The following is a 22,947-nucleotide window of genomic DNA, read 5'->3' as shown; positions in this document are numbered from 1 at the left end:
TGTGTTATTGCATAAACGGGCCCCAGGAAGGCTCGCGCACGCTGCCCCCCTGAACGGACAGGACCTGCCGCGTACGACCGTCGGTCGAAACTGCGGCCAACACGCCACGGCCGTTCACCTGAGTGGCGTAAAGGATGTACTGACCATTCGCCGCGAAGCTCGGCGATTCGTCATGTGTCGTATCGGTGAGCGCCGTCGCGACGCCCGACTGCAGATCCTGGATGTACAGCTTGAAGCCCCCACCCGTGCGCGAGATGTATGCGAGTTGCTTACCGTCTGCGCTCACGCGCGGACTCGTATTGTAGTTCCCGCTGAATGTCACGCGCTGCGCGCCGCCCGAGCCTTCGCCGCTGGCCGGCATCTTGTAGATTTGCGGCTGGCCGCCGCGGTCGCTGGTGAAATAGATCCACTGGCCGTCGGGAGAGTACGACGGCTCAGTATCGATCGAGGTGCCTTGCGTCAGACGGCGCAGGCCACTGCCGTCGGCGTTGACGGCGAAAATCTGCGTATTGCCGGTGCGCGACAGGGCGACGGCGAGCGTGCGGCCGTCAGGCGACCAGGCCGGCGCGCTGTTGTTGCCCTTCTGATCGGACACGACGACGCGGCGGCCCGTCGGCAGATCGTGGATGTAGACGATCGGCTTCTTTCTTTCGAACGACACGTACGCAACCTTCGTGCCGTCCGGCGACCAGGCGGGCGAAATGATCGGCTCAGGGCTGGAGAGCGCGATGTGCGCGTCCTGGCCGTCCGAATCCGAAATCTGCAGCTGGTAGCGGCCGCCCGTCTTGATCACATATGACAGGCGCGTCGCGAACACGCCACGGCCGCCCATCAACTTCGCATAGATATAGTCCGCGACCTTGTGCGCGCTCATGCGCAGGCCGCTTTCCGGACTGGTCAGCTCCAGGCCGCCGAGGTTCTGCTGCTTGACCGTGTCGTACAGCTTGAAGCGAACCTGGTACTGGCCGTTCGGCAGACGCGTGACGCTGCCCGCAACGAATGCGTCCGCACCCTTGGCCTTCCACGCGCCGAGATCGACCGAATCGCTTTCCGAAACGGGCGCGCCACCGGCGTCGATGTTGGTGAATTTACCGCTGCGCTGAAGGTCCTGACGGACGATCGCGCTAATCTGCTGGGGAGAATTTGCCTCGTTGGCAAAATTTGCCGTGGCAATCGGGAACTGGGTGGACCCTACGCCCGTCACGAGGACGTTGAGTTGTGCATGGGCGGCACCGCCGGCGGCGATCAGGCACGACGCTACGAGCGCTCGCAGGCCTAGCTTGGTCATCAAACTCATTCTGTATAAATTCCCCAAAAACAAATTTCTAACACTCCAGGATTACAAACAGACCGCCATACGCAGAAATCGTTCCCGGTCGCCTACCTGTAAGGCGGGCGGACCGTTCAGCGTGGTTCAACGCGTTCAGGCGGCTGGACGCAGTGTGATCGTAAAGCTCGCGGGCGTTTTGCCGTTGACGTCCTGCGGCATCGGGTCCGAGCGCTGGACGGCGCGCAACGCGGCGTCGTCCCACGCCGAGTTGCCGCTGCTGCGCCTGATCGTCGCGCTCAGCAACGTGCCCGTCGGCGCGCAGCGGACGTCAACCACGGTTTCGAGCCCCGCCGTGTCGCCCGACCAGATGATGTTCGGACGCACGCGGCGCTGCACCTTTTCCGCATAGCCCGGCGACGTGGCGTTGCCGCCCGCGCCGCTGCCCGTGCCGCTCTTCGCGAGACCGTTGCCCGTCGAGCCTTCGCCGCCCGCCATACCCTGCATCGCGGCGAGACGCTCGCGGCGTTCCGCGTCGAGCTTCTTCGCGGCTTCGGCCTGCGCCTGTGCCTTGGCCTTCGCGGCTTTCGCCGCCTCAGCCTTGGCCACTTCGGCCTGGGCCTGCTTCGCTTGCTGTTCCTTCTGCTGCTCTTCCTGCTGCTTCTTCAACTGGTCCTGCTTCTGCTGGGCCAGTTGCTGCTGCTTCAACCTTTCGGCTTGCTGCTGTTGTTGTTGCTGCTGCTTGAGCTTCGCGGCCGCGGCGGCCGCTGCCTGATCGGCGGCCAGCTGCTGCTGGCGCTTCGCTTCCGCTTCCTGCTGGGCCTGCAATTTCTGTTGACGCTGCTGCTCGGCGAGTTCCGCCTGACGCTGGGCTTCCTGCTGTTTACGCTTCTTTTCCTGCAGCGCGATGTCAGCCTCTTCGTCGTTGACCTGAGGCGCGGGCTTCACAGGCGCGGGCGGCGCCGGAGCGGGGCGGGGCGCCGGCGTATCCGGCACCTGCGTCCACAGTTCGGCTTCCGCGCCCGCGGGCGTGCTGTTCTGCCAGTGGATGCCGTGATACAGGAAGAACCCGAGAAGCACGTGCATCAGCGCGGCGAGCGCGAACGCGCGCCCCGTGCCGCGCTCGCGCGGCGGTTGCAGCGGATAGACGTTTTTCGGTCGGCGGATCATTGCGATTTGACGAGCAATCCAACGCGCTTGACGCCGCGAGCCTTCAGGTCGGACATCACGTTCATCACGACTTCATATTTCACGGTCTTGTCTGCGGCGATCACGACAGGCTGATCGGGATGCGATGCCTCACGGTCGGTGACGAAGCTGCGCAGGTTGGCCTGCGTCATCGTCTCCTGCTGGGTCGTGCCTGCGTCGTCCTTGTAGCGGACGCTCATGTTGCCGTCCGCACGGATGTTGACGACGACGGGCGGCGTCTGCTGCTGAGGCGCGGCACCGCCGACAGTCGGCAGGTTCACGATCGACGGCGCGACGAGCGGGGCCGTCACCATGAAGATCACGAGCAGCACGAGCATCACGTCGATGTACGGCACGACGTTGATGTCGGCCATCGCGCGGCGCGAGCGGCTGCCGCGCATGCTGGAACGAACTGAACCGGCCATCGTGGACTCCTTAATGGGCCTGACGTTGCAGGATGTTCGAGAACTCTTCGATGAAGGTTTCGAAGCGGATCGCGAGGCGATCGATGTCGTGCGCGTAGCGGTTGTACGCGACGACGGCGGGAATGGCGGCAAAAAGACCGATGGCCGTTGCCGTCAGCGCTTCGGCGATGCCGGGCGCGACGTTCGCGAGCGTCGCCTGCTGGACGTTCGCGAGGCCGCGGAACGCATTCATGATGCCCCACACCGTGCCGAAAAGACCGATATACGGGCTGACAGAACCGACGGATGCGAGGAACGCGAGGTTGGCTTCGAGCACGTCCATTTCGCGCTGGAATGCGGCGCGCATGGCGCGGCGCGCGCCGTCGAGAATCGCGCCCGGATCGTTGATCCGCTTTTCCTTGCCTTTCAGAAACTCACGCATGCCCGATTCGAAGATACGTTCGAGCGCCCCGATCGTGTGACGGTTGTTCGCGGCGCTCTGGTACAGCGCCTGCAGGTCGCCGCCCGACCAGAAATCACGTTCGAAACGTTCAGTCTGCGCCCGCGCGCGGCGAATCGCAAACCACTTGCGGAAGATGAAAGTCCACGACATCAGCGACAGCAGCAGCAACAGCGCCATCACCGCCTGCGCCAGCAGGCTCGCATTGAGAACAAGAGAAATGATCGAAAGATCTTGAGTAGTGTTCATAAAGGTTCGCTGTAACGTCCCGTGAGGGGCATCCGGCTGCAAGGTGGTTCGAAGCGGTCGGTTGGCATTCAGTCGACAAACCGGAAGCTTCGGCGGGGCCTTCGCCGAACCATGCTTGGTCTTGTTGTGACCGTTACGAGTTCACTGTCCAGGTAACAACGGCACTTAAATACCTGCCGTTGACACGCTGGCGGCGTTTGAGTCCGGTCCGCGCCGCAGCGCGGCGAGCACGGGCGGAGGAATGGCGGTCGGTTTCATCGCCGTCGAGTCGACAAAGCCCACGCGGATCGTGCCCGTGGCCAGCAGCGTGTCGCCACGCCAGGCTTCCTGGACGAAATCCACCGACGCGCGGCCAATCCGCTCGATCCGGCTGACGATGCGCAGCATGTCGTCGAGCCGCGCGGGGGCTCGATAGTCGAGCGCGGTGCTACGCACGACGAAAAGCGCGCCCGTTTGTTCGGCCAGCTTGCGTTGATCGACGCCGCATGCCCGCAGCCATTCGGTGCGGGCACGCTCAAAAAACTTCAGGTAGTTTGTGTAAAACACGATGCCGCCAGCGTCGGTGTCTTCGTAATACACGCGAATCGGCCAGATAAAGCCAATTTCGGCGCCAGGCTGACTGTCAGACATATTCATCAGTTTGTGCGGGAAACCCCGGCCTTCAGGCAGGGAAGGGATAGCGCGCCGTGCGAAGCACGGCCTTCTCCTGCGTCTCCTTTGGGTAAAGCTGTCTTGAGTAACCATAACCGTCGCTACGCTGAACCAGCTGGCAATGGCGATGCGCAACGCCTTGCACCACCTCGCCAGCCGACTGAATGTTGAAGTAGCCCGTCGCGCGCACCGCGACGCGGCCTATGTGCGTTCCCGCCTTCTGACCGGAGGGAACCTCGGCGCGCACCAGGTCACCAGTCTGGAAACCGTGCACGCGCTTTTCGCGGGTCAGATGCCCGCGTGGAAAACCATATTGGTCCAGGCGCGTGCGCTGGTAACTGCCCCGGCCCGCACATTTCACCACCAGGGTCGGCGTGCGCCAGCCCGACACCGCCGCGACCGCGCCGACGCAAACTGCGTCCAGTGCGTGCGTTTTCAGGACGGCAAACCGGGTGCGGTTGAACTTTGTTTGCCCACCTGACGCCAACTCCACCGGCATCCCGGTTGTCTTGAGCGCATTGGCAAGTACCCAGCGGGTGGCGTTGACCGCCGCCGCGTCCTTGAGCGGGCGCTTCGCCTTCGCCAGGATTGCGCTCAATCGCTTTGGGTCCTTCGCCAGGAAGACTTCAACGGGCAAGGCTGCCTTTTTCTGATTACACGGCGCGCACCCCAGCGTCAGGTTGGAAATCCGGTTCGAGCCGCCCCTCGCTCGTGCCACGATGTGCTCAGCCTGCAGCGGCATGTTAGTCGTGTCGCAGTAGGCACACACGCGACCCCACTTCTCGAGCAGGTACTCGCGCACTTCGTAGCCCGCCAGCGTGCCCTGCTGGTACTCGGCACCTTCGATGTCTGGGTAGTCGAGGGCCTGCATGTCGAAGCGGACCAGCTCGCTGGACAGCGCCGCCACCGGGGCCCAGCGCGAAATGCGCCGAACCCAGGCCATGATGGTGTCGACCCGGTGCTGCAGCGAGGGCGGCAGCCATCCCTCCGTACGGGTGCGATTCAGGAATCGTGGCGCCCGATAGCGCAGGTTGCCACGGCGCCGGCGGCGCATCGCGCGGCGCGCGGTGAGCGCCGCGCTGATTTGCCGGCCGCGATGGACCAGCTCGAACAGGTTGAGAACCGCGGCCCCGCGCTGCATCTCGCCTGTGGAGGGGTCGAGCACATCGGTGTCACGCACCAGTGCCCCTCCGGTAGTCTTGCTGCCCGGGTCGAGCTTGATGCGAAGGGGCTGAAGGTTGCTCGCAGCTGCGGTGCGGTCCACGAGCCGGATAACGAAGGGCATGACACGATGCACGCGCGCCCGGCCGCGCGCGAGCAACAGCCTCGCCCGCTTCTCGGTGCACGGCATCAACGCCTTGCCTGTCTTATCCAGAACGAAAACCGCCAAAACAGCTCCTTTTTTAATCCATGCCGTCTTTCCGGCTGCCAGCCCTTACGGGCCTTGTGACGGGAGCCGTGTGGCTCCGCTCCCCTCGACCATGTTGTGCAGCAGGTGGTGAGGTAGCTCACCCGTCGCAGCCCGTTTCGTACCTACCCGGGGCTTGTCTGCTGCTGCGACTTCCAGAGCGTCGAACTGAGGAAGGATTCGACGGTGGGTCTGCTGCCTTCTGCACAACGTAGCGCGTCACCGCGCTGGGTCTGGTCAATCTCAGACTCAAGAGATGCTCCTCCTCAAGCCTCGGCCTTCAGGCTGGGGTGATTGACAGCCGCGCATTTTACCGGAACGCAGAAGACCGCCGCATTTTTAGGCATATGAATTGCGCATTGCGCGGCCGCACCCGATTGTGTCCGTTCGATGTGACGTCGCGGCGACGCTCAGCCGCGATGAACGCTCAGGGGGGCGAACGATTGCGCGATAGGCATCAACTCGATCGAATTGATGTTCACGTGCGCGGGTCGCGTCGCGACCCAGTAGATCGAATCGGCAATATCTTCGGGCGTGAGGGGCTGCACGTTCTGGTACATACCTGCTGCCTTTGCGTCGTCGCCGCGAAAACGCACGTTCGAAAACTCGGTGCCGCCGCACAGGCCCGGCTCGATGTCCGTCACGCGAATCGGCGTGCCCGTGAGGTCGGCGCGCAGGTTCAGGCTGAACTGGCGCACGAACGCCTTGGTCGCGCCGTACACGTTGCCGCCCGGATACGGCCACGAGCCCGCCGCAGATCCGAGATTGAACACATGCCCGCGATTGCGCTCGATCATGCCGGGCAAGAATGCGCGCGTGACCTGCACGAGGCCCATGCAGTTGGTCTCGATCATCGTCGTCCAGTCGTCAAGCAGCGCGCGCTGGGCCGGTTCGAGGCCGAGTGCGAGGCCGGCGTTGTTGACGAGCACGTCGACGGCGGCGAAGTCGGCGGGGAGGGTGGAGGGCGCCGCCTCGACGGCCGCGCGGTCGCGCACGTCGAGTTCGAACGGCAGCAGGTTCTCGCCGAGTTCGTCCGCGAGCGCCTGCAGACGGTCCTTGCGGCGCGCGGTGGCGACGACGCGGTGGCCGCCTTTGACAAAAGCGCGGGCGATAGCGGCGCCGAACCCAGCGGACGCCCCGGTGACGAACACGATCATTGCTGTTCCCTGGTCGGTGGAGAAAGGCCACAAGCCTACTTCCAATGGCGCGCTGCGGCAAGAATGACCCCGCCGCGCGAAGGCACGTCCGGGCGGCAGGCCAAGCGGCGCTGCGGAGCTTCTGGCTGCGGGCGTGGCGCGCTTGTCCGTTCGGTTGCCTATTCCCCCTGGTTCCAATAAACTAACGCGCTCACCCCTGCGTGACTGGCGATAGAACCCGACGCTGTCAAGCCTGACGGGTTCAAGGTGGAGCATCCCACCGTGAAGCGCAGGGTGCCGTTTTGCCGTTCGCCTGGGCAGCCATGTTTCGAGCGCGCCGTCGTTTGCGTTGCCGGTGGTTGTCCTGCCTCGCGTGTGCGGCACCTCCTTCACACGCCACGTCAAGGCTCCCATCATCAGCAGCGGCCAGCAGTGCTGCGTACCCACTACGCTCCCGGCACACGACCTGCGCTCGATCCGGTCAACCTGAACACACTTAACGGAACCAGCATGTTTGACAGAGCCCAAAGCACCATCGCCAACGTCGACCCCGAAATCTGGAAGGCAATCCAGGACGAGAACCACCGTCAGGAAGAGCACATCGAACTGATCGCGTCGGAAAACTACACGAGCCCGGCCGTGATGGCCGCGCAAGGCTCGCAGCTCACGAACAAGTACGCGGAAGGCTATCCGGGCAAGCGCTACTACGGCGGTTGCGAGCACGTCGACGTCGTCGAGCAGCTGGCGATCGACCGCGTGAAGCAGCTGTTCGGCGCGGAAGCCGCGAACGTCCAGCCGAACTCGGGTTCGCAGGCGAACCAGGGCGTGTTCTTCGCGATGCTCAAGCCGGGCGACACGATCATGGGCATGAGCCTCGCGCACGGCGGCCACCTGACGCACGGCTCGCCCGTCAACATGTCGGGCAAGTGGTTCAACGTCGTCAGCTACGGCCTGAACGAAGCCGAAGACATCGACTACGACGCAGCCGAAAAGCTCGCACAGGAGCACAAGCCGAAGCTCATCATCGCGGGCGCATCGGCGTTCGCGCTGCGCATCGATTTCGAGCGTCTGTCGAAGATCGCGAAGTCGGTCGGCGCGTATCTGATGGTCGACATGGCGCACTACGCCGGCCTGATCGCGGCGGGCGTGTACCCGAACCCCGTGCCGTTCGCCGACTTCGTCACGACGACCACGCACAAGAGCCTGCGCGGTCCGCGCGGCGGCGTGATCCTGATGAAGGCCGAGTACGAGAAGCAGATCAACTCGGCAATCTTCCCGGGCATTCAGGGCGGACCGCTGATGCACGTGATCGCGGGCAAGGCGGTCGCGTTCAAGGAAGCGCTGTCGCCCGAGTTCAAGGAATACCAGCAGCGCGTGGTGGAGAACGCACGCGTGCTCGCCGAAACGCTCGTCAAGCGCGGTCTGCGCATCGTGTCGGGTCGCACGGAAAGCCATGTGATGCTGGTCGATCTGCGCGCAAAGAAGATCACGGGCAAGGCAGCGGAAGCGGCACTGGGCGCGGCGCACATCACGGTGAACAAGAATGCGATTCCGAACGACCCGGAAAAGCCGTTCGTGACGAGCGGCATCCGTCTTGGTTCGCCGGCAATGACGACGCGCGGCTTCGGCACGAAGGAAGCCGAGCAGGTCGGCAACCTGATCGCCGACGTGCTGGACAATCCCGAAGACACGGCCACGATCGAACGCGTGCGCGCACAGGTCGCCGAGCTGACGCAACGTTTCCCGGTCTACCGTTAAGCTGCCATGCGCTGCCCCTTCTGCCGGCATGATGATACGCAGGTCGTCGACTCGCGCGTATCGGAGGACGGCGCCGCGATCCGGCGGCGCCGCCGCTGCCCGGCCTGCGACAAGCGTTTCACGACGTACGAGCGGGTTGAGCTGGCGTTGCCCGCCGTCGTAAAGAAGGACGGCAGCCGCACGGAGTTCGATCGCCGCAAGATCGTCGCGAGCATGCAACTGGCGCTGCGCAAGCGTCCCGTTGCGGCCGATGCGGTGGACGCCGCCGCGTCGCGCATCGAGTATCAGCTGCTCGGCAGTGGTGAGCGCGAAGTGCGCAGCGAGCGTCTGGGCGAGCTCGTGATGAACGAGTTGCGTGCGCTCGACACCATTGCTTACGTGCGCTTTGCATCCGTCTACCGGCGCTTCGAAGACGTTTCGGAATTCGAAGACGTCATCGAAGAGTTTCGCCGGATGAACGCACCGGCCACGCCCGCGAAGCCCCCCCGCAAGCGCTGATTGTTCGCGCATCCGCATTTTTTCTCCCTGAAGTCCATCCGCGAATCCATCTGATGCACGTGCATTGTCGTGCAGGGATTCGCGCGTCCGCCACCTGGCCATCCGGCTAATTGTGGGCGTCGTGGCGCGCCGTTAGGGTCGTCGCATTCTTGGTGGATATCGAGGAATGCTGATGAAACGTGATGCTCATACATGGCGTGTCTGTCGCGGGTTCACGCTGTTCGAGACGCTTGTCGTGATCGGGTTGCTTGCGATCGTCGCGACGATGAGCGTGCCTTCGTTCGTGGCCTGGCACATACGCGATCAGGTCGACGCACGTGCCCGCGCGCTGCTGTCCACGCTCGGTTACGCGCGCGGCGAGGCACTGCGGCGCGGCGTGCGCGTGACAGTGTGCCGGGTCGATTCGGCGCGCCATTGCCTTGCCGTCGGACAGGCATGCAAGACGGGCGTCGTCGACTGGTCGTGCGGATGGGCCGTGATGATCGAGCGCGCAGGCGGCTTCTATCCGTTGCGCGTGCAGCCGGATCTGGCGGATGTCAGCATCGCCGGCGCGCTCACGAACCTCACGTTTACGCCGCCGGCGGGACAGGCCAACGGCAGCTTCCGCGGCTTCGACGTCGGCCCGCGCGTGGCTTCGAAGGCGACACAGGGCAAGGACTGGCGGCGCTGCATTCGTATCGCTGCAGGCGGGCGCGCGCGAATCGTCGATGGCACATGCGGGGCCACGACATGAGGCGCACGCAAACGTTCTTTCCGCGCGGGCAGACGCTGATCGAAGTGCTGATCGCCGTTGCCGTCACGGCTGTTACCTTGCTCGGCCTAATCGCGGTGCAACTGTCGATTGCGCGCGACGGCCGCGCGACGTCGTACCGGGAGCAGGCCGCGCTCATCGCCGATGCAATTGCCGAGGCAGCGCGTGCGCCTTTCGCGAGTGAGAGCGCTCCTGCACTCGGTCAATGGAATACGCGTGCGGCGAGCATCTTGCCGAAGGGCGATGCGGCCGTCTCCGGCGCCGATCTGTCGTTCGCCCGTGCGACCTGGGCGGCGCAGTTTTCTCCGTCGCGTAACGCCACAGGTTCGGGAGACGTGATCGATGTCCCCGCGTCGTGCGGCGATATCGATGTGCCTCAAGGGCGTGAATGCATCGTGGTGGCGTTTTCACGATGATGCCGCTCGTTTCTTCCGACCATATTCGGACGCCGCCTCGTACGCGCTTTGCAGGCGCATGCGGCCATACGCTGCTTGAAATGACAATCGCGATGGCTTTGGGGCTGATCGTGACAGCGGGCGCCGTGTCTCTCTATCGCTCGCAACGAATCGCGTTCGCACGGGCGGCGGATGCAGCACAGATCCACGATGCGGGCATGACAGCGCTGTCGTTGATCGGCGAGCAGTTGCAGATGGCCGGGTTCGTTTCCGCCGACATGTCGCGCGCTTTCGTCACGCGTCCCGGTCTGTTCGGCTGCTCGGGCGGTCGGCCTGTGGGCGCCGACGACAGCCTGTCCTGCGAATCGCTCGCAACGCATTCGGATGGCATCGCGGTGCGCTACGTCGCGGACAACGTATCGACATGGCCATCTGCCGCGAACCTCACGACGGATTGTCTTGGCCAGGGCGTCACGAAATCGGATGCCGACGCGCCCGGCGTATCCATCGTCAACCGTTTCTATGCAAAGACCAGTGGCTCGACGGGCGAGCCCGAGCTGTACTGCGAGGGCACGGGGGCGAATTCGTCGCAACCGCTTGTCGAAGGCGTCGAGCGTGTGCGCTTGCGGTACTGGCTGACGGGTGCATCGTCGGCGCTTGATGCCGCGTCGCTTGCGCCGGCGCAATGGAGCAGCGTTGTTGCCGTCGATGTGTGCGTGCTCGTTCGCGGCTCGCCGCAGATGGGGCAGACGCGCTATGTCGATTGCGACGGCGTCTCGGCTGTCAGTCCCGATACGCGCGTGCGGCTCGCGTTCTGGCGGCGTGTCGCGCTTCGAAACAACGAAGGGAGTGCTGCGTGATCGACAGTCAGGTGAAGCAATGGAGAACGGTGCGTCGTCGTGCGCATGGCCGGGGGATCGTGCTGCCCGTTGTGCTTCTGCTTGCATCGATGATGCTGGCGACAACGGCGGCGTGGTTCGAGCAATCGGTGACGACTGCGCGCAACGCGACGGGCATGTATGACCATCTGCTCGCGTTCCGTGCCGCGGATGCAGCGCTGACGGCCTGCGCCCGCAACGTCATCAGCGGTTCCGTGCCGGCGATGCCCGGCGTGGCCGGTGAGCCGGCCGGCTGGAAGTCGCAGACGACATTCGAGTCCAGCGCGATCGCTCCATTCGCGTCGTGGCCGGCAACGTTGTCATTCCGAGTGCCGCGATGTCTCGTCGAAGGATGGCGACTGACGAATCGTGCCGACGCGCAGGCGTACCTCGTGACGGCGCGAGGCTACGGCCGCAACGTCGATTCGCAGATGTGGCTGCAATTGCAGATCGTCATCGACGGCAGCACGGTCGAGAAACATTGGCGTCGCGTCGCGGCGCGTCCGTTTTGAGTTTTTGGGTCCTATGAGTCACCTGAGCGCACAACCAGCCATGGCCCTCGCGATAAAGCAAAAGTCGCATGCCTTCTCGTTACTCGAACTTGTGGTCGCGATGGCGATCGCGGCGACGCTCGCCGTCTTCGCAATACCGTCCTATCGCGCGCATATCGCAAAGGCGCACAGGATGGACGCTGCGTCGGCGCTGTATCGTGCGGCGCAGTTTGTCGAGTCGTCCGCTTACGTGGATGGCGCGCCGTTGCCCTCGGGTTTCGACCAGGCGCCGCAAGCGGGGAAGGCGATCTATCACTTGCGTATTCTGTCCGCCGACGATCTGAACGGCGGCTATGCGCTCGAAGCGCAACCGATCGGGAACGGACCGATGGCCGACGACGCGTGCGGCACGTTCATTCTCGACGCGACGGGCACGAAGTCCAACCGTGGCTCGGCGGACGCAGTCGCCGACCAATGCTGGAGCACGCGATAGATGATGGAACGATCGACACGAGCCGCGTCAGGGCGGGTTCATATCGGCGTCTTTCGCGCCGGCGGAGGTTGCCGCTGGCTTCCCGGCCTCACGCCTGACTTGCCTGTAGATGCGATACGCTTCCCATGCCGCCAATGCGAGGCTGCCCCACTTCAGCGCGGGCTTCGCGGTCGCCGTCACTTTGTTGCGGATCGGCTTCGCGAGCACGAGCGACACGATCGAACTGATCAGCGGGTATTCCTTGAGCAGCGCGCCGATTCCTCCGGCCACGCCGCGACGGCGGCCCCAAGGCATCCCGCCGAAGCCAGGCACGATGAACTTGAGCCAGCTGAAATGCGTGACGGCATTGCGCAAATCGAGCGTCGCCTGCGCGAGTTCCATGCGTTCGACGTCCGCTCGCACGATCAGCAGTTCCTTGCGCAGCGCGCGCAGATGGGGCGCGCTCAGGTTTTTGCCCGCATGGTGGTGGCTTCGAAATGCGTTATCGGAATGGACCTGGCTCATGGTGGATCGCGGGTTGATCGAACGGTTGATCGAAATCGAAGGCTTTGTCGATACACAGCGAAGGGCAGCGCACGGCCTTCAGTGTTTGCGGAAGATCTCGCGGTCCTTCTGGAATTCGTGGAGCGTGGCTTCGAAGATCATCGGCGCATTGCGCAAGCCGCTGCGAGCCTTGAGCGCAAAAACGATCGCCGCGATCGCATAGACAATCGTGATGCCGGCGAGCGCCTGCCATCGGTAGGTGTCCCAGAAGGCGATGGCGATGAGCGCGGTCAGCGCGATCAACGCCATCGTCGCGAGCATCATGGCGGCGAGCCCCATGAAGAGCACCATCAGCAACCGGTCTTTCTCCTCGGCCAGCTCGATGCCGATCAGTTCGAGCCGCGTTTGCAGGATCGAAAAGAACGAACTGAGGATGCGCCGCAATGGCCCGCGGTCCCCGCTGTGCGATTGTGTGTCGATCATGGCTTGAGCGTGTTGCGCGCGAGGATGCGCGTAGATGGAGCCGACCGGCCGCTCGCGCGCCGGTCTGCAAGTCAGCAAAGCGCGCCGGCCGCTCGACCGCGCAGCCGGCGCGCGTCGCGCGCGTTACTTGCGATTGATCAGCAGGCCCACCAGCACGCCAACGCCGGCTGCGATGCCAATCGATGCCCACGGATGTTCGTGGACATAGTCGTCGGTGGCGCGAGCTGCCTTCTTGCCTTTCTCGACAACCACGACCTGCACGTCGGCAGCCTTTTCCTTCGCCTGCTTGAGACGCGAGAGCGCCGTCTCGCGAAGTTCAGAAGCGCGTTCGCCCGTGGCGCTCGCGGCCTGCTTCAGCAGATCTTCCGCGTCTGCGAGTACGGTTTTGATATCCGACATCAATCTCTCCTTGTTGACTTCCGACATTGACTGCTCCCTTCGTGCACGCTACGCGTGAATCGTAACCAAAGAAACGGCCGCTGGCGAGCCAACGAGCCGCGCGCCATCCGGTTAAGCGCATCGTCGCGCGCAGGTTCCGAACGCGCCCGCATTAAGCGTTCCTGGACGACGCGGGCGTGTCACATTGCCGCTTCGAACGGTGACGCTCATGCGTCTGCAGAGCAAACCATCATGGGGATGGAGTTGATCTGTCCCGCTAAGTTTCGTACATCGGCGAGAAAATTACAAAAACAGATAAGCGTCGCAGTCAATGTTCGTTAGCGGTGCACGTCCTCGTCCCGTATGCTCTAATTTGTAACCCTTGGCCGGCCGGACCGAGCGGATCATTCGAACAACTTCAAGGAGCTGCACTATGAGTCTACGTCTTGGCGATGTCGCACCGGACTTCGAGCAGGAGTCGAGCATCGGCCGCATCAGGTTCCACGAATGGCTGGGTGACAGCTGGGGCGTCCTGTTTTCGCACCCGGCGGATTTCACGCCCGTCTGCACGACGGAACTCGGACTGACCGCGAAGCTTGCAAGCGAATTCGACAAGCGCAACGTAAAGACGATCGCGTTGTCCGTCGACAGCAAGGAGTCGCACAACGAGTGGATCAAGGACATCAACGAGACTCAGGCCGCAAGCGTCGGGTTCCCGATTCTCGCCGACGGCGACCGCAAGGTCTCGCAGCTGTACGACATGATTCATCCGAACGCGAACGAAACGCTGACCGTGCGCTCGCTCTTCATCATCGACCCGAAGAAGAAGGTGCGCCTGATCATCACGTACCCCGCCAGCACGGGCCGCAATTTCGACGAAGTGCTGCGCGTGATCGACTCGCTGCAACTGACGGACAACTATCAGGTCGCGACGCCGGGCAACTGGAAGCATGGCGATGATGTCGTGATCGTGCCGTCGCTCAAGGATGAGGAAGAGATCAGGCGCAAGTTCCCGAAGGGCTACAAGGCGCTGCGTCCTTATCTGCGCATGACGCCGCAGCCGAACAAGTAAGCCTCGGTTCTCACTCGGACTAAAACAGAAAAGCCCGCGTTCATGGCGAACGCGGGCTTTTCGCTTACAGACGTCCTATGGATTCTTTGTGAATCGACGAGCGTCAGAAGAACGCCTGAATGCCCGTCTGTGCGCGTCCGAGAATCAGCGCGTGAATATCGTGCGTGCCTTCATACGTGTTCACGACTTCGAGATTCACCAGGTGCCGCGCGACACCGAACTCATCCGAGATGCCGTTGCCACCCAGCATGTCGCGCGCCATACGCGCGATGTCGAGCGACTTGCCGCATGAATTGCGCTTCATGATCGACGTGATCTCGACGGCTGCCGTGCCTTCGTCCTTCATCCGGCCAAGACGCAGCACGCCTTGCAAGCCGAGAGTGATTTCGGTTTGCATGTCCGCGAGCTTCTTCTGGATCAGTTGATTGGCGGCGAGCGGCCGGCCGAACTGCTTGCGATCGAGCGTGTACTGACGGGCCGTATGCCAGCATGCTTCGGCCGCGCCGAGCGCGCCCCACGCGATGCCATAACGCGCCGAGTTCAGACAGGTGAACGGTCCACGCAGACCCTTCACGCCCGGCATCAGATTCTCCTCAGGCACGAACACATCGTCGAGCACAATTTCGCCGGTGATCGACGCGCGCAAGCCAACCTTACCGTGGATCGCCGGCGCGCTTAGGCCTTTCCAACCTTTCTCAAGGATGAAGCCGCGAATCTCATCCTTGCCATCCGTTTGGAGCTGTGCCCAGACGACAAACACGTCTGCAATCGGCGAATTCGTGATCCACATCTTCGAACCGGACAGCGAGTAGCCGCCATCGACTTTCTTTGCGCGCGTGACCATGCTGCCCGGATCGGAGCCATGATTCGGCTCGGTCAGGCCAAAGCAGCCGATCCACTCGCCCGCCGCGAGCTTCGGCAGATATTTGTCCTTCTGTGCGTTGGAGCCGAATTCGAAGATCGGCACCATCACGAGCGACGACTGCACCGACATCATCGACCGGTAGCCCGAATCGATGCGTTCCACCTCGCGCGCGATCAGCCCGTAGCTCACATAATTGAGGCCGGGGCCGCCGTACTGCTCGGGAATGGTCGGGCCGAGCAGGCCCAGTTCGCCCATCTCGCGGAAGATCGCGACGTCCGTTTTTTCGTGGCGGAACGCTTCGAGCACGCGCGGCGCGAGCTTGTCCTGCGCATAGGCCTGCGCGGCGTCGCGCACCATGCGTTCTTCTTCCGTGAGCTGCTGGTCGAGAAGCAGCGGATCTTCCCAGTGAAACTGCGCGGCGGCTGCCATGACATATCTCCTTTTCGACGGGAGCTGGCGTTTTTGCGCTTACTCCTGTTCCATGCTTGACTTGAGTTCCGCTGTGCGAAACAATGTTTTGCAAACGACGATTGAGTTTAGCATCCGATGTCGAAACCTGCATCCACCTCATTGCTATCGGCGCGCGTTTCCGATTCGGTCGACGAACGCAAGTTCGTGGTCGCGCTTGCGCGCGGGCTCGATCTGCTGCGCGCGTTCCGACCCGGCGAGACGCTGCTCGGCAACCGCGACTTCGTCGAGCGCACGGGCTTGCCGAAGGCGACCGTCAACCGGCTCGCATACACGCTGACGACGCTCGGCTATCTGCGCTTCGACGAGGCGCTCGGCAAATACGCGCTGGACGCGGGCGTGCTGTCGCTCGGCTTCGCGCTGCTGTCGGGCACCGACACGCTCGAGCTCGCCCGCCCGCATATGCGCGACTTCGCGCGCGAGGTCGGGGCGGCGGTGTCGCTCGGCTGCCGCGACGGTCTGGACATGATCTATCTGGAGACGATCCGCAGCGAAACGGCGCTGACGCTCGGCCTTGCATCGGGTTCGAAACTGTCGATGCTGACGAGTTCGATGGGCCGCGCATACCTCGCCGTGCAATCCGCCGACGCGCGCGCCGCGCTGCTCGCCGAATTGCAGCGCGCAGCCGGCGACGAAGGAGCGCAACAGGTCGTGCAGGCGCAGAAGGAAATCGATGCGTTCGCGGACGAGGGCTGCTGCTATTCGTTTCGCGACTGGCACGACGACGTGAACGCCGTCGCGGTGCCGTTCAGGGACCCGCGCGACGGTCGGCTGCTGGTGCTGAGCTGTAGCGGCCCGGCGTCGTCGATGGGAGAGAGCGTGTTTCGGGAAAGGGTCGCGCCGCGTCTGAAGTCGCTTGCGCGGCGACTGGGCGACAGCGCCTGAATACCACGTACAGCGCGCGAATCCGACAACCTCAAACCAGCCGATTCTCATGCACGACGAATAGCGGTCCCTGCACGAACCGCACGTCGTATTGCTGCAAGAGATCGAACTGCGCTTCGGTCGTCACGCGATTGAAGATCAGCGGAATTCTCAGCCGGTTCGCATAGCCGACCAGTGGCTTCACCATCGAATCGCGCAATGCCGAAGCTGCATCCATCTTGATGAAGTCCAGTCTCGCCATGTCCGACACGGACAGGATCTGCCCCGCGTTCGGCAGATTGCCGGCCACCTTGAATCCATAGTGCTGATAGCTCTTGGTCAGATAGCCAAGAAATGTCCGATGCGCGACGGCCGCCGGCGGCAACTCGATCACGATGCGCGACGGATTCAACCCAAACGACATCAGTACGGCCGAGAAATGTCGGCCGTGGTCGTAGCGCACGCTTTTCAGCAGCCGCTCGTGCACGCGCAGAAACAGCAGGCCATGGCGCTGCGGTCCGAAGAAATTGATCGCGTGCATTGCGCGTGACATCCGGTCCAGCGCGACGAGTTGCTGATCGTCGGCGACGTGCTCGAACGGATCGAACGTGTCGGACTCCGTGCCGTCCACCTGCTGCGTGATTGCCTGAACGCCGAGCTCGTCGCCGAAACGGTCCGCGCTCTCGGGCGCCGACGACAGCGACTGCGCGAGCGCATGCACCGTGATGTCGAAGATCGGCTCATAGCTGCTGCCGATTTCCACGTTGCCGAACCTCGCGACCGCCTCGTCGGCGCGACTCCCCGTGCCCATTCTCAGATGCTCGCCGAGAAACGGGTGAGTGGAGGCGCGGTCGACGAGTTGGGGGATGGTCAGGGGGATCATGAATGCGTTCGGGGGAGCGAATCTCGGGGGCGGTCGATGCGGCGTGATTCGATGGTAGCAGCGGCCGCCGCTCCTTCATGCACCAAATACTGATATGGATTTCGCCATCCGTGTAGTGATCGTGGTCGAACCGAGGGTTTACGTTAATTTCACTAATCATAATCTGTTTTACTATTCGTAAAATGTAGGCGGCGCTGCGAGCGAGCGCGCGGCCGGGCATTTACGGAGATCACTGCATGGAATCGACTACACGACGCGAAATCCAGCCGGGCTACCAGTCCGGCTTCGCTAACGAGTTCGCCACCGAGGCTTTGCCCGGCGCGCTGCCGCAAGGCCGCAATTCGCCGCAGCGCGCGCCGTACGGCTTGTACGCGGAGCAGCTGTCGGGCACGGCGTTCACGGCGCCGCGCGGCCACAACCGCCGTTCTTGGCTGTATCGCATCCGGCCGGCGGCTGTGCATCAGCCGTTCACGGCGCTGCCGTCGCACCGGCTGGTCGCGAATTTCGCCGACGTCCCGCCGACGCCGCCCAACCAGCTGCGCTGGGACCCGCTGCCGATGCCGACGGAGCCGACCGATTTCATCGACGGTTGGGTGACGATGGCGGGCAACGGTTCCGCGGAAGCGATGAGCGGCTGCGCGATTCACGTGTACGCGGCGAACCAGTCGATGCAGGACCGCTTTTTCTACAACGCGGACGGCGAACTGCTGATCGTGCCGCAGTCCGGGCGTCTGTCGATCTTCACGGAACTGGGCAAGCTCGACGTCGAGCCGTTCGAGATCGCGGTGATTCCGCGCGGCGTGCGTTTTTCGGTGGCGTTGCCGGACGGCCGTGCGAGCGGCTATATCTGCGAGAACTTCGGCGCGCAGCTGCGTCTGCCGGACCTCGGGCCGATCGGCTCGAACGGTCTCGCGAATCCGCGCGACTTCCTCACGCCGCACGCGGCCTACGAAGACCGCGAAGGCGACTTCGAACTTGTCGCGAAGATGAACGGCCATCTGTGGCGCGCGGACATCGGCCATTCGCCGCTCGACGTGGTCGCTTGGCACGGCAACTATGCGCCGTACAAATACGATCTGCGCCACTTCAACACGATCGGCTCGATCAGCTACGACCACCCGGACCCGTCGATCTTTCTCGTGCTGCAGTCGCAAAGCGACACGCCGGGCGTCGACACGATCGACTTCGTGATCTTCCCGCCGCGCTGGCTCGCTGCCGAAGATACGTTCCGTCCGCCGTGGTTCCACCGCAATGTCGCGAGCGAGTTCATGGGCCTCGTGCACGGCGCGTACGACGCGAAAGCAGAAGGCTTCGTGCCGGGCGGCGCGAGCCTGCACAACTGCATGTCGGGCCACGGCCCGGATGCCGAAACGTTCGAGAAGGCATCGAACATCGATACGTCGAAGCCGAACAAGGTCGACAACACGATGGCCTTCATGTTCGAAACGCGCACGCTGATCAAGCCGACGCGTTTCGCGCTCGAAACCGCGCAGCTTCAGGCGCATTACTTCGAGTGCTGGCAAGGTCTCAAGAAACACTTCAACCCGGAGCAACGATGAACGCATTGAGCGATCTTCAGGCGACGCTCGATGCGTCGCGCAAGAGTTGGGTCGAATCGGCGAACGCGCCGGCCTGCGACTTCCCGATTCAGAACCTGCCGTTCGGCATTTTCAGCGATGGACTGAACTCGACGCGTCGCGCGGGCGTCGCGATCGGCGATTGCATCGTCGACCTGGCCGCGCTCGAAAGTGCGGGCCTGCTGACGGTGCCTTCGTCGAGTGCCAGCGACAGCGTATTCGTGCGCGACGCGTTGAACGATTTCATCGCGCTTGGTCGCGATGTGTGGCGCAGCGTGCGCATCCAGCTGAGCAAGCTGCTCTCGCGCGATAACCCGGCGCTGCGCGACGACGCCGAGCTGAAGAGCCGCGCGCTGATCCGCCAGGCCGACGCGACGCTGCATCTGCCCGTGCAGATTCCGGGCTACACGGATTTCTATTCGTCGAAGGAACATGCGACGAACGTCGGCTCGATGTTCCGCGATCCGAAGAATGCGCTGTTGCCGAACTGGTCGGAGATTCCGATCGGGTACAACGGACGCGCGTCATCGGTGGTGGTGAGCGGCACGCCCGTGCGCCGTCCGAATGGCCAGCTGAAGCTGCCGGATCAGGAGCGGCCGGTCTTCGGCGCGTGCCGCAAGCTCGATATCGAACTGGAAACGGGCTTCATCGTCGGACACGGCAATGCATTGGGCGAGCCGATTCCATGCGCGCAAGCGGAAGAGCACATCTTCGGCATGGTGCTGCTCAACGACTGGAGCGCGCGCGACATCCAGCAATGGGAATACGTGCCGCTCGGGCCGTTCAACGCGAAGACGTTCGCCACCACGATCTCGCCGTGGATCGTCACGCTCGACGCGCTCGAACCGTTCCGCATCGCGCAGCCCGCGCAGGACCCGCAGCCGCTCGACTATCTGCGCCACGGCGGCGAGCACGCGTTCGACATTTCGCTCGAAGTGCTGTTGAAGCCGCAAGGCGCGAAAGAAGCGACGACGATTGCGCGCACGAACTTCCGTCACATGTACTGGACGATGGCGCAGCAGCTCGCGCATCACACGGTGTCGGGCTGCAACACGCGCGTCGGCGATCTGATGGGCTCGGGCACGATCAGCGGGCCGACCGACGATTCGTTCGGCAGCCTCCTCGAACTCACGTGGAACGGCAAAAAGCCGCTGCAACTGAAAGAAGGCGGTACACGCGCGTTCATCGAAGACGGCGACATGCTGACGCTCGCGGGATGGTGTCAGGGCGATGGGTATCGCGTGGGCTTCGGCACATGTGTCGGCGAGATTTTGCCGGCGCGTCAGTGATGTCTGTCACACCGCTCAGGTCGGCGTATCGTTCGCGGATCTGAGCCCTGTCCAGAAAGCCGCGCGCAGCATGAAGTGCGCGCGGCTTCATCGATATCAAGACGCCGCGCCCACCACGCCGCGCCGCTTTTCCCACACGGCCGCCGCGAGAAACGCCAACGCGCTCGCGAGCACCACGCCGATCAGCGCGTCGTTGCCGACGCTCTTCATCAACGCGCCCGCGATCAGCGGTCCGCCGAAACTCGCGATACTCCACGAAGCGCCGACGAGCGAACTCGCCGACACCAGCGCCACGCCGCGAAAGCGTTCGCCGCACGCGACGAGCGACAGCGTATAGATCGCGCCCGCCGCTGCGCCGAGCACATAGAGCAGCGGCCAGCACAGCCACGGCGACTGCACGGCCCACGGCAGCAGCGGCAGCAGCAGGACGACGAGCACCGCGCAGCCGATATGCACGCGCTCGCGTCCCAGGTGATCGGCGAGCCAGCCGATCGGAAACTGCATCGTCGTGTCGCCGAGCAGCAGCGCCGACGCGAACAGCACGGCCACGTCGGTCGCGACGCCATGCGCCATCGCGAAGAGCGGCATCAGCGACAGCGCGATCGTGTCGAACAGCGCGAAGAAACCGGTGCCCATCACGAGCGCGGGCATCTGCGGCAGCACGCGGCGCCAGCTGCCGTGCGGCTCGTGTTCGACGGAGGCATGAGGCGTCGAGCGGATCATCGACAGCACGGGCAGCGCGATCAGAAAGATCAGCCCGCAGATCACAAAGCGCCAATGGTCGAACCGCGCGATCTGACTCACGAGCACCGGGCCCGCCATCTGGAACAGCGTGAAATTCGTCGCGTAGATCGCGATGACGCGCCCGCGCGATGCATCGTCGGCGAGCTGGTTCACCCACGCCTCGCCGATCGTGAAGAGCAGCATCAGCACCGCGCCGCACAGCACGCGCAGCAGGCCCCAGGCGAACGGATTCGGCGTTGCCTGCATCAGCGCCGTCGCGATGGCGACGATCAGCACCGAGCCGATGATCACCTCGCGGCCGCCGCAGCGCGCGGCGATCCGGCCGGCGATCGGCACGACCAGCAGGCCGCCGCCCGCCTGCGCGGCCGTCAGCAGGCCGACGACGTCGGTGCCGTAGCCCGCCTGCGTCAGCGCGAGGGCGGTGAGCGGAAGCGTCGCGCCGCTGCCGAGGCCGACCACGGCCACGCTCAGGATCAGCGCGAGGAAATCACGGGAGAGGACGACTTTCATCCGGCGAGATGCTACTACGCCGTCATGTCGTGCGCACCGGTTGAAGGTGTTCGATATGCGTCGCCGCTCAGCCCGCCACCGGCAGCCGCCGGTCGAGCGACACCGACCACCACGTCAGCGCAACAGCCGCGGCCGCCGTCGCGACGCCGACCCACGGCAGCGACGTCAGCGGCGCACCCGCGCCGATCACCATGCCGCCGAGCCACGCGCCCGTCGCATTGCCGAGGTTGAAGGCGCCCTGATTGAGCGTCGACGCGAGATTCGGCGCGCTGCTCGCGCGGTCGACGATCAGCATTTGCAGCGGCGGCACGATTGCGAAAGCGAGCACGCCCCACACGAAGACGGTGATCATCGCAGGGATTTCACTGTGCATCGTGATCGCGAAGATCGACAGGATCGCGACGATCGCGAGCAGGAACGACAGCAGCGACTGCACAGGCCGCCAGTCCGCGAGCTTGCCGCCCAGCGTGCTGCCGACCGTCAGCCCGAGACCGAACAGCAGCAGCACCATCGTCACGGCATGCGGCGTGAAGCCCGTCACGTCTTCGAGGATCGGCGTGATGTAGGTGAAGGTCGAGAAGAGGCTCGCCGATGCGAGCACGCTCGTGCCCAGCACCATCAGCACCTGCGGATTTTTCAGCACCGTGAATTCGTGGACGAGGCTTGCCTTCTGCATCTCGATCTTCGACGGCAGGCACAGCGCGAGCGCGACGGCCGCGATCACGCCGATGCCCGTCACGGCCCAAAACGTCGCGCGCCAGCCGACGGCCTGGCCGAGCGCCGTGCCGAGCGGCACGCCCAGCACGTTCGCGAGCGTGAGGCCCGTGAACATTAGCGCGATCGCCTGTGCGCGGCGGTTTGGCGCGACGAGCCCGGCAGCAACGACCGAGCCGATGCCGAAGAACGCGCCATGACAGAACGCCGTCACGATGCGCGCGGCCATCAGTACCGCATAGCCCGGCGCGATCGCGCACAGCAGATTGCCGACGATGAAGATGCCGATCAGGCTCATCAGCGCTTTCTTGCGCGGCATGTTGGCCACCGCAATCGCGACGATCGGCGCACCGATCGTCACGCCCAGCGCATACGCGGACACCAGCATGCCCGCAGCCGGAATCGACACGCTCAGATCGCGCGCGACATCGGGCAGCAGCCCCATGATGACGAACTCGGTGGTACCGATACCAAACGCGGCAACGGCAAGCGCAAGCAGGGGCAAGGGCATGTTGGTGCTTTCACGGGAGGGGCGCGCCGGCGGGCAGGGACGCCGTTCGCGTTGCCGTCGCGCGCTTTCGGGACGAGTG

Annotated in this window: 25 protein-coding genes and 1 riboswitch; of the genes, 11 read left to right on the top strand and 14 right to left on the bottom strand. The window is 64.0% G+C overall.

The window, feature by feature from the left end:
• Positions 1 to 4 precede the first annotated feature (4 nt).
• From tolB to ydfG, 7 genes are all read right to left on the bottom strand, one after another.
• Positions 5 to 1,297: a Tol-Pal system beta propeller repeat protein TolB gene (gene tolB, locus GCT13_RS02180; protein WP_152755145.1), complete on the bottom strand. Its 1,293-nt coding sequence runs from the start codon at positions 1,295 to 1,297 to the stop codon at positions 5 to 7.
• Between the two features lie 126 nt (positions 1,298 to 1,423).
• Positions 1,424 to 2,437 (bottom strand): cell envelope integrity protein TolA, encoded by a 1,014-nt coding sequence (tolA, locus tag GCT13_RS02175; protein WP_152755144.1) that lies wholly within the window; start codon positions 2,435 to 2,437, stop codon positions 1,424 to 1,426.
• Positions 2,434 to 2,880: a protein TolR gene (tolR, locus tag GCT13_RS02170; RefSeq protein WP_152755143.1), complete on the bottom strand. Its 447-nt coding sequence runs from the start codon at positions 2,878 to 2,880 to the stop codon at positions 2,434 to 2,436. The genes tolA and tolR overlap by 4 nt, the downstream gene beginning before the upstream one ends.
• 10 nt (positions 2,881 to 2,890) lie before the next feature.
• Positions 2,891 to 3,568 (bottom strand): protein TolQ, encoded by a 678-nt coding sequence (gene tolQ / locus GCT13_RS02165; RefSeq protein ID WP_012401829.1) that lies wholly within the window; start codon positions 3,566 to 3,568, stop codon positions 2,891 to 2,893.
• A 165-nt stretch (positions 3,569 to 3,733) separates the two neighbouring features.
• Positions 3,734 to 4,204, bottom strand: a complete 471-nt coding sequence (gene ybgC / locus GCT13_RS02160; protein WP_152755142.1) for a tol-pal system-associated acyl-CoA thioesterase — start codon at positions 4,202 to 4,204, stop codon at positions 3,734 to 3,736.
• A 25-nt stretch (positions 4,205 to 4,229) separates the two neighbouring features.
• The gene (iscB, locus tag GCT13_RS02155; protein WP_152755141.1) at positions 4,230 to 5,609 is read right to left on the bottom strand and encodes an RNA-guided endonuclease IscB; all 1,380 of its coding nucleotides are present in this window, start codon (positions 5,607 to 5,609) and stop codon (positions 4,230 to 4,232) included.
• A 428-nt stretch (positions 5,610 to 6,037) separates the two neighbouring features.
• Positions 6,038 to 6,784 (bottom strand): bifunctional NADP-dependent 3-hydroxy acid dehydrogenase/3-hydroxypropionate dehydrogenase YdfG, encoded by a 747-nt coding sequence (gene ydfG, locus GCT13_RS02150; protein ID WP_152755355.1) that lies wholly within the window; start codon positions 6,782 to 6,784, stop codon positions 6,038 to 6,040.
• 190 nt (positions 6,785 to 6,974) lie between these two features.
• Positions 6,975 to 7,089, top strand: a riboswitch (ZMP/ZTP riboswitch).
• 184 nt (positions 7,090 to 7,273) lie between these two features.
• On the opposite strand from ydfG, the gene glyA reads away from it, so the two are divergent.
• The 7 genes from glyA (at position 7,274) to GCT13_RS02110 (ending at position 12,027) form a co-directional block, all read left to right on the top strand.
• Positions 7,274 to 8,521: a serine hydroxymethyltransferase gene (gene glyA, locus GCT13_RS02140; RefSeq protein WP_152755140.1), complete on the top strand. Its 1,248-nt coding sequence runs from the start codon at positions 7,274 to 7,276 to the stop codon at positions 8,519 to 8,521.
• Between the two features lie 6 nt (positions 8,522 to 8,527).
• On the top strand, positions 8,528 to 9,019 hold the full coding sequence (gene nrdR / locus GCT13_RS02135) for a transcriptional regulator NrdR (protein WP_152755139.1): 492 nt from the start codon (positions 8,528 to 8,530) through the stop codon (positions 9,017 to 9,019).
• Between the two features lie 172 nt (positions 9,020 to 9,191).
• Positions 9,192 to 9,752, top strand: a complete 561-nt coding sequence (locus GCT13_RS02130) for a GspH/FimT family pseudopilin (RefSeq protein ID WP_152755138.1) — start codon at positions 9,192 to 9,194, stop codon at positions 9,750 to 9,752.
• Positions 9,749 to 10,186 carry a type IV pilus modification PilV family protein gene (locus GCT13_RS02125; protein ID WP_152755137.1) on the top strand — a complete coding sequence of 146 codons (438 nt, stop codon included), beginning with the start codon at positions 9,749 to 9,751 and terminating at the stop codon, positions 10,184 to 10,186. Before GCT13_RS02130 ends, GCT13_RS02125 begins: the two co-directional genes overlap by 4 nt.
• Before the next feature lie 80 nt (positions 10,187 to 10,266).
• Positions 10,267 to 11,025: a PilW family protein gene (locus GCT13_RS02120; RefSeq protein ID WP_227746703.1), complete on the top strand. Its 759-nt coding sequence runs from the start codon at positions 10,267 to 10,269 to the stop codon at positions 11,023 to 11,025.
• A complete protein-coding gene (locus GCT13_RS02115; protein ID WP_321574147.1) occupies positions 11,022 to 11,555 on the top strand; it encodes a pilus assembly PilX family protein in 534 nt (177 codons plus the stop codon). The genes GCT13_RS02120 and GCT13_RS02115 overlap by 4 nt, the downstream gene beginning before the upstream one ends.
• Before the next feature lie 40 nt (positions 11,556 to 11,595).
• Positions 11,596 to 12,027 carry a type IV pilin protein gene (locus tag GCT13_RS02110; RefSeq protein ID WP_152755136.1) on the top strand — a complete coding sequence of 144 codons (432 nt, stop codon included), beginning with the start codon at positions 11,596 to 11,598 and terminating at the stop codon, positions 12,025 to 12,027.
• 27 nt (positions 12,028 to 12,054) lie between these two features.
• Here GCT13_RS02110 and GCT13_RS02105 read toward each other — a convergent pair whose 3' ends face one another.
• From GCT13_RS02105 to GCT13_RS02095, 3 genes are all read right to left on the bottom strand, one after another.
• Positions 12,055 to 12,531 (bottom strand): DUF3318 domain-containing protein, encoded by a 477-nt coding sequence (locus GCT13_RS02105; protein ID WP_152755135.1) that lies wholly within the window; start codon positions 12,529 to 12,531, stop codon positions 12,055 to 12,057.
• Positions 12,532 to 12,609: 78 nt separating this feature from the next.
• Complete coding sequence (locus tag GCT13_RS02100; protein ID WP_152755134.1) at positions 12,610 to 12,993, bottom strand: phage holin family protein; 384 nt, start codon at positions 12,991 to 12,993, stop codon at positions 12,610 to 12,612.
• Positions 12,994 to 13,116: 123 nt separating this feature from the next.
• Positions 13,117 to 13,419, bottom strand: a complete 303-nt coding sequence (locus GCT13_RS02095) for a DUF883 family protein (protein WP_007584918.1) — start codon at positions 13,417 to 13,419, stop codon at positions 13,117 to 13,119.
• A gap of 385 nt (positions 13,420 to 13,804) precedes the next feature.
• Between GCT13_RS02095 and GCT13_RS02090 the strand changes: the two genes are divergently transcribed.
• Positions 13,805 to 14,443 carry a peroxiredoxin gene (locus tag GCT13_RS02090; RefSeq protein ID WP_152755133.1) on the top strand — a complete coding sequence of 213 codons (639 nt, stop codon included), beginning with the start codon at positions 13,805 to 13,807 and terminating at the stop codon, positions 14,441 to 14,443.
• 103 nt (positions 14,444 to 14,546) lie between these two features.
• Here the strand turns inward: GCT13_RS02090 and GCT13_RS02085 are convergent, their stop codons facing one another.
• Positions 14,547 to 15,737 carry an acyl-CoA dehydrogenase gene (locus tag GCT13_RS02085; RefSeq protein ID WP_152755132.1) on the bottom strand — a complete coding sequence of 397 codons (1,191 nt, stop codon included), beginning with the start codon at positions 15,735 to 15,737 and terminating at the stop codon, positions 14,547 to 14,549.
• Between the two features lie 117 nt (positions 15,738 to 15,854).
• Between GCT13_RS02085 and GCT13_RS02080 the strand changes: the two genes are divergently transcribed.
• On the top strand, positions 15,855 to 16,661 hold the full coding sequence (locus GCT13_RS02080; RefSeq protein ID WP_152755131.1) for an IclR family transcriptional regulator: 807 nt from the start codon (positions 15,855 to 15,857) through the stop codon (positions 16,659 to 16,661).
• A 31-nt stretch (positions 16,662 to 16,692) separates the two neighbouring features.
• Here the strand turns inward: GCT13_RS02080 and GCT13_RS02075 are convergent, their stop codons facing one another.
• On the bottom strand, positions 16,693 to 17,523 hold the full coding sequence (locus tag GCT13_RS02075) for an EAL domain-containing protein (protein WP_152755130.1): 831 nt from the start codon (positions 17,521 to 17,523) through the stop codon (positions 16,693 to 16,695).
• Between the two features lie 236 nt (positions 17,524 to 17,759).
• Here GCT13_RS02075 and hmgA point away from each other — a divergent pair, with 236 nt between their 5' ends.
• Positions 17,760 to 19,082 carry a homogentisate 1,2-dioxygenase gene (hmgA, locus tag GCT13_RS02070; protein WP_152755129.1) on the top strand — a complete coding sequence of 441 codons (1,323 nt, stop codon included), beginning with the start codon at positions 17,760 to 17,762 and terminating at the stop codon, positions 19,080 to 19,082.
• Positions 19,079 to 20,389, top strand: a complete 1,311-nt coding sequence (fahA, locus tag GCT13_RS02065) for a fumarylacetoacetase (protein ID WP_152755128.1) — start codon at positions 19,079 to 19,081, stop codon at positions 20,387 to 20,389. Before hmgA ends, fahA begins: the two co-directional genes overlap by 4 nt.
• A 96-nt stretch (positions 20,390 to 20,485) precedes the next feature.
• Here fahA and GCT13_RS02060 read toward each other — a convergent pair whose 3' ends face one another.
• Entirely contained in the window at positions 20,486 to 21,643 is a 1,158-nt protein-coding gene (locus tag GCT13_RS02060; RefSeq protein ID WP_152755127.1) for an MFS transporter, read from the bottom strand.
• Between the two features lie 67 nt (positions 21,644 to 21,710).
• Positions 21,711 to 22,868 carry an MFS transporter gene (locus GCT13_RS02055; RefSeq protein WP_152755126.1) on the bottom strand — a complete coding sequence of 386 codons (1,158 nt, stop codon included), beginning with the start codon at positions 22,866 to 22,868 and terminating at the stop codon, positions 21,711 to 21,713.
• Between the last annotated feature and the right edge of the window lie 79 nt (positions 22,869 to 22,947).

This window comes from Paraburkholderia franconis, assembly GCF_009362735.1.
Taxonomy (GTDB): Bacteria; Pseudomonadota; Gammaproteobacteria; order Burkholderiales; family Burkholderiaceae; genus Paraburkholderia; species Paraburkholderia franconis.
This window is presented reverse-complemented; position numbering and strand designations above follow the sequence as displayed.

Bases quoted from the DNA above. Each gene is read 5' to 3' on its own strand.
- tolA (WP_152755144.1), bottom strand. From the start codon at position 2,437: ATGATCCGCCGACCGAAAAACGTCTATCCGCTGCAACCGCCGCGCGAG.
- GCT13_RS02105 (WP_152755135.1), bottom strand. From the start codon at position 12,531: ATGAGCCAGGTCCATTCCGATAACGCATTTCGAAGCCACCACCATGCG.
- tolQ (WP_012401829.1), bottom strand. From the start codon at position 3,568: ATGAACACTACTCAAGATCTTTCGATCATTTCTCTTGTTCTCAATGCG.
- glyA (WP_152755140.1), top strand. From the start codon at position 7,274: ATGTTTGACAGAGCCCAAAGCACCATCGCCAACGTCGACCCCGAAATC.
- GCT13_RS02090 (WP_152755133.1), top strand. From the start codon at position 13,805: ATGAGTCTACGTCTTGGCGATGTCGCACCGGACTTCGAGCAGGAGTCG.
- GCT13_RS02075 (WP_152755130.1), bottom strand. From the start codon at position 17,523: ATGATCCCCCTGACCATCCCCCAACTCGTCGACCGCGCCTCCACTCAC.
- GCT13_RS02100 (WP_152755134.1), bottom strand. From the start codon at position 12,993: ATGATCGACACACAATCGCACAGCGGGGACCGCGGGCCATTGCGGCGC.
- GCT13_RS02095 (WP_007584918.1), bottom strand. From the start codon at position 13,419: ATGTCGGAAGTCAACAAGGAGAGATTGATGTCGGATATCAAAACCGTA.
- ydfG (WP_152755355.1), bottom strand. From the start codon at position 6,784: ATGATCGTGTTCGTCACCGGGGCGTCCGCTGGGTTCGGCGCCGCTATC.
- GCT13_RS02110 (WP_152755136.1), top strand. From the start codon at position 11,596: ATGGCCCTCGCGATAAAGCAAAAGTCGCATGCCTTCTCGTTACTCGAA.
- hmgA (WP_152755129.1), top strand. From the start codon at position 17,760: ATGGAATCGACTACACGACGCGAAATCCAGCCGGGCTACCAGTCCGGC.
- fahA (WP_152755128.1), top strand. From the start codon at position 19,079: ATGAACGCATTGAGCGATCTTCAGGCGACGCTCGATGCGTCGCGCAAG.
- nrdR (WP_152755139.1), top strand. From the start codon at position 8,528: ATGCGCTGCCCCTTCTGCCGGCATGATGATACGCAGGTCGTCGACTCG.
- GCT13_RS02120 (WP_227746703.1), top strand. From the start codon at position 10,267: ATGACAATCGCGATGGCTTTGGGGCTGATCGTGACAGCGGGCGCCGTG.
- GCT13_RS02055 (WP_152755126.1), bottom strand. From the start codon at position 22,868: ATGCCCTTGCCCCTGCTTGCGCTTGCCGTTGCCGCGTTTGGTATCGGT.
- GCT13_RS02080 (WP_152755131.1), top strand. From the start codon at position 15,855: ATGTCGAAACCTGCATCCACCTCATTGCTATCGGCGCGCGTTTCCGAT.
- ybgC (WP_152755142.1), bottom strand. From the start codon at position 4,204: ATGAATATGTCTGACAGTCAGCCTGGCGCCGAAATTGGCTTTATCTGG.
- GCT13_RS02085 (WP_152755132.1), bottom strand. From the start codon at position 15,737: ATGGCAGCCGCCGCGCAGTTTCACTGGGAAGATCCGCTGCTTCTCGAC.
- GCT13_RS02060 (WP_152755127.1), bottom strand. From the start codon at position 21,643: ATGAAAGTCGTCCTCTCCCGTGATTTCCTCGCGCTGATCCTGAGCGTG.
- GCT13_RS02130 (WP_152755138.1), top strand. From the start codon at position 9,192: ATGAAACGTGATGCTCATACATGGCGTGTCTGTCGCGGGTTCACGCTG.
- tolB (WP_152755145.1), bottom strand. From the start codon at position 1,297: ATGAGTTTGATGACCAAGCTAGGCCTGCGAGCGCTCGTAGCGTCGTGC.
- tolR (WP_152755143.1), bottom strand. From the start codon at position 2,880: ATGGCCGGTTCAGTTCGTTCCAGCATGCGCGGCAGCCGCTCGCGCCGC.
- GCT13_RS02125 (WP_152755137.1), top strand. From the start codon at position 9,749: ATGAGGCGCACGCAAACGTTCTTTCCGCGCGGGCAGACGCTGATCGAA.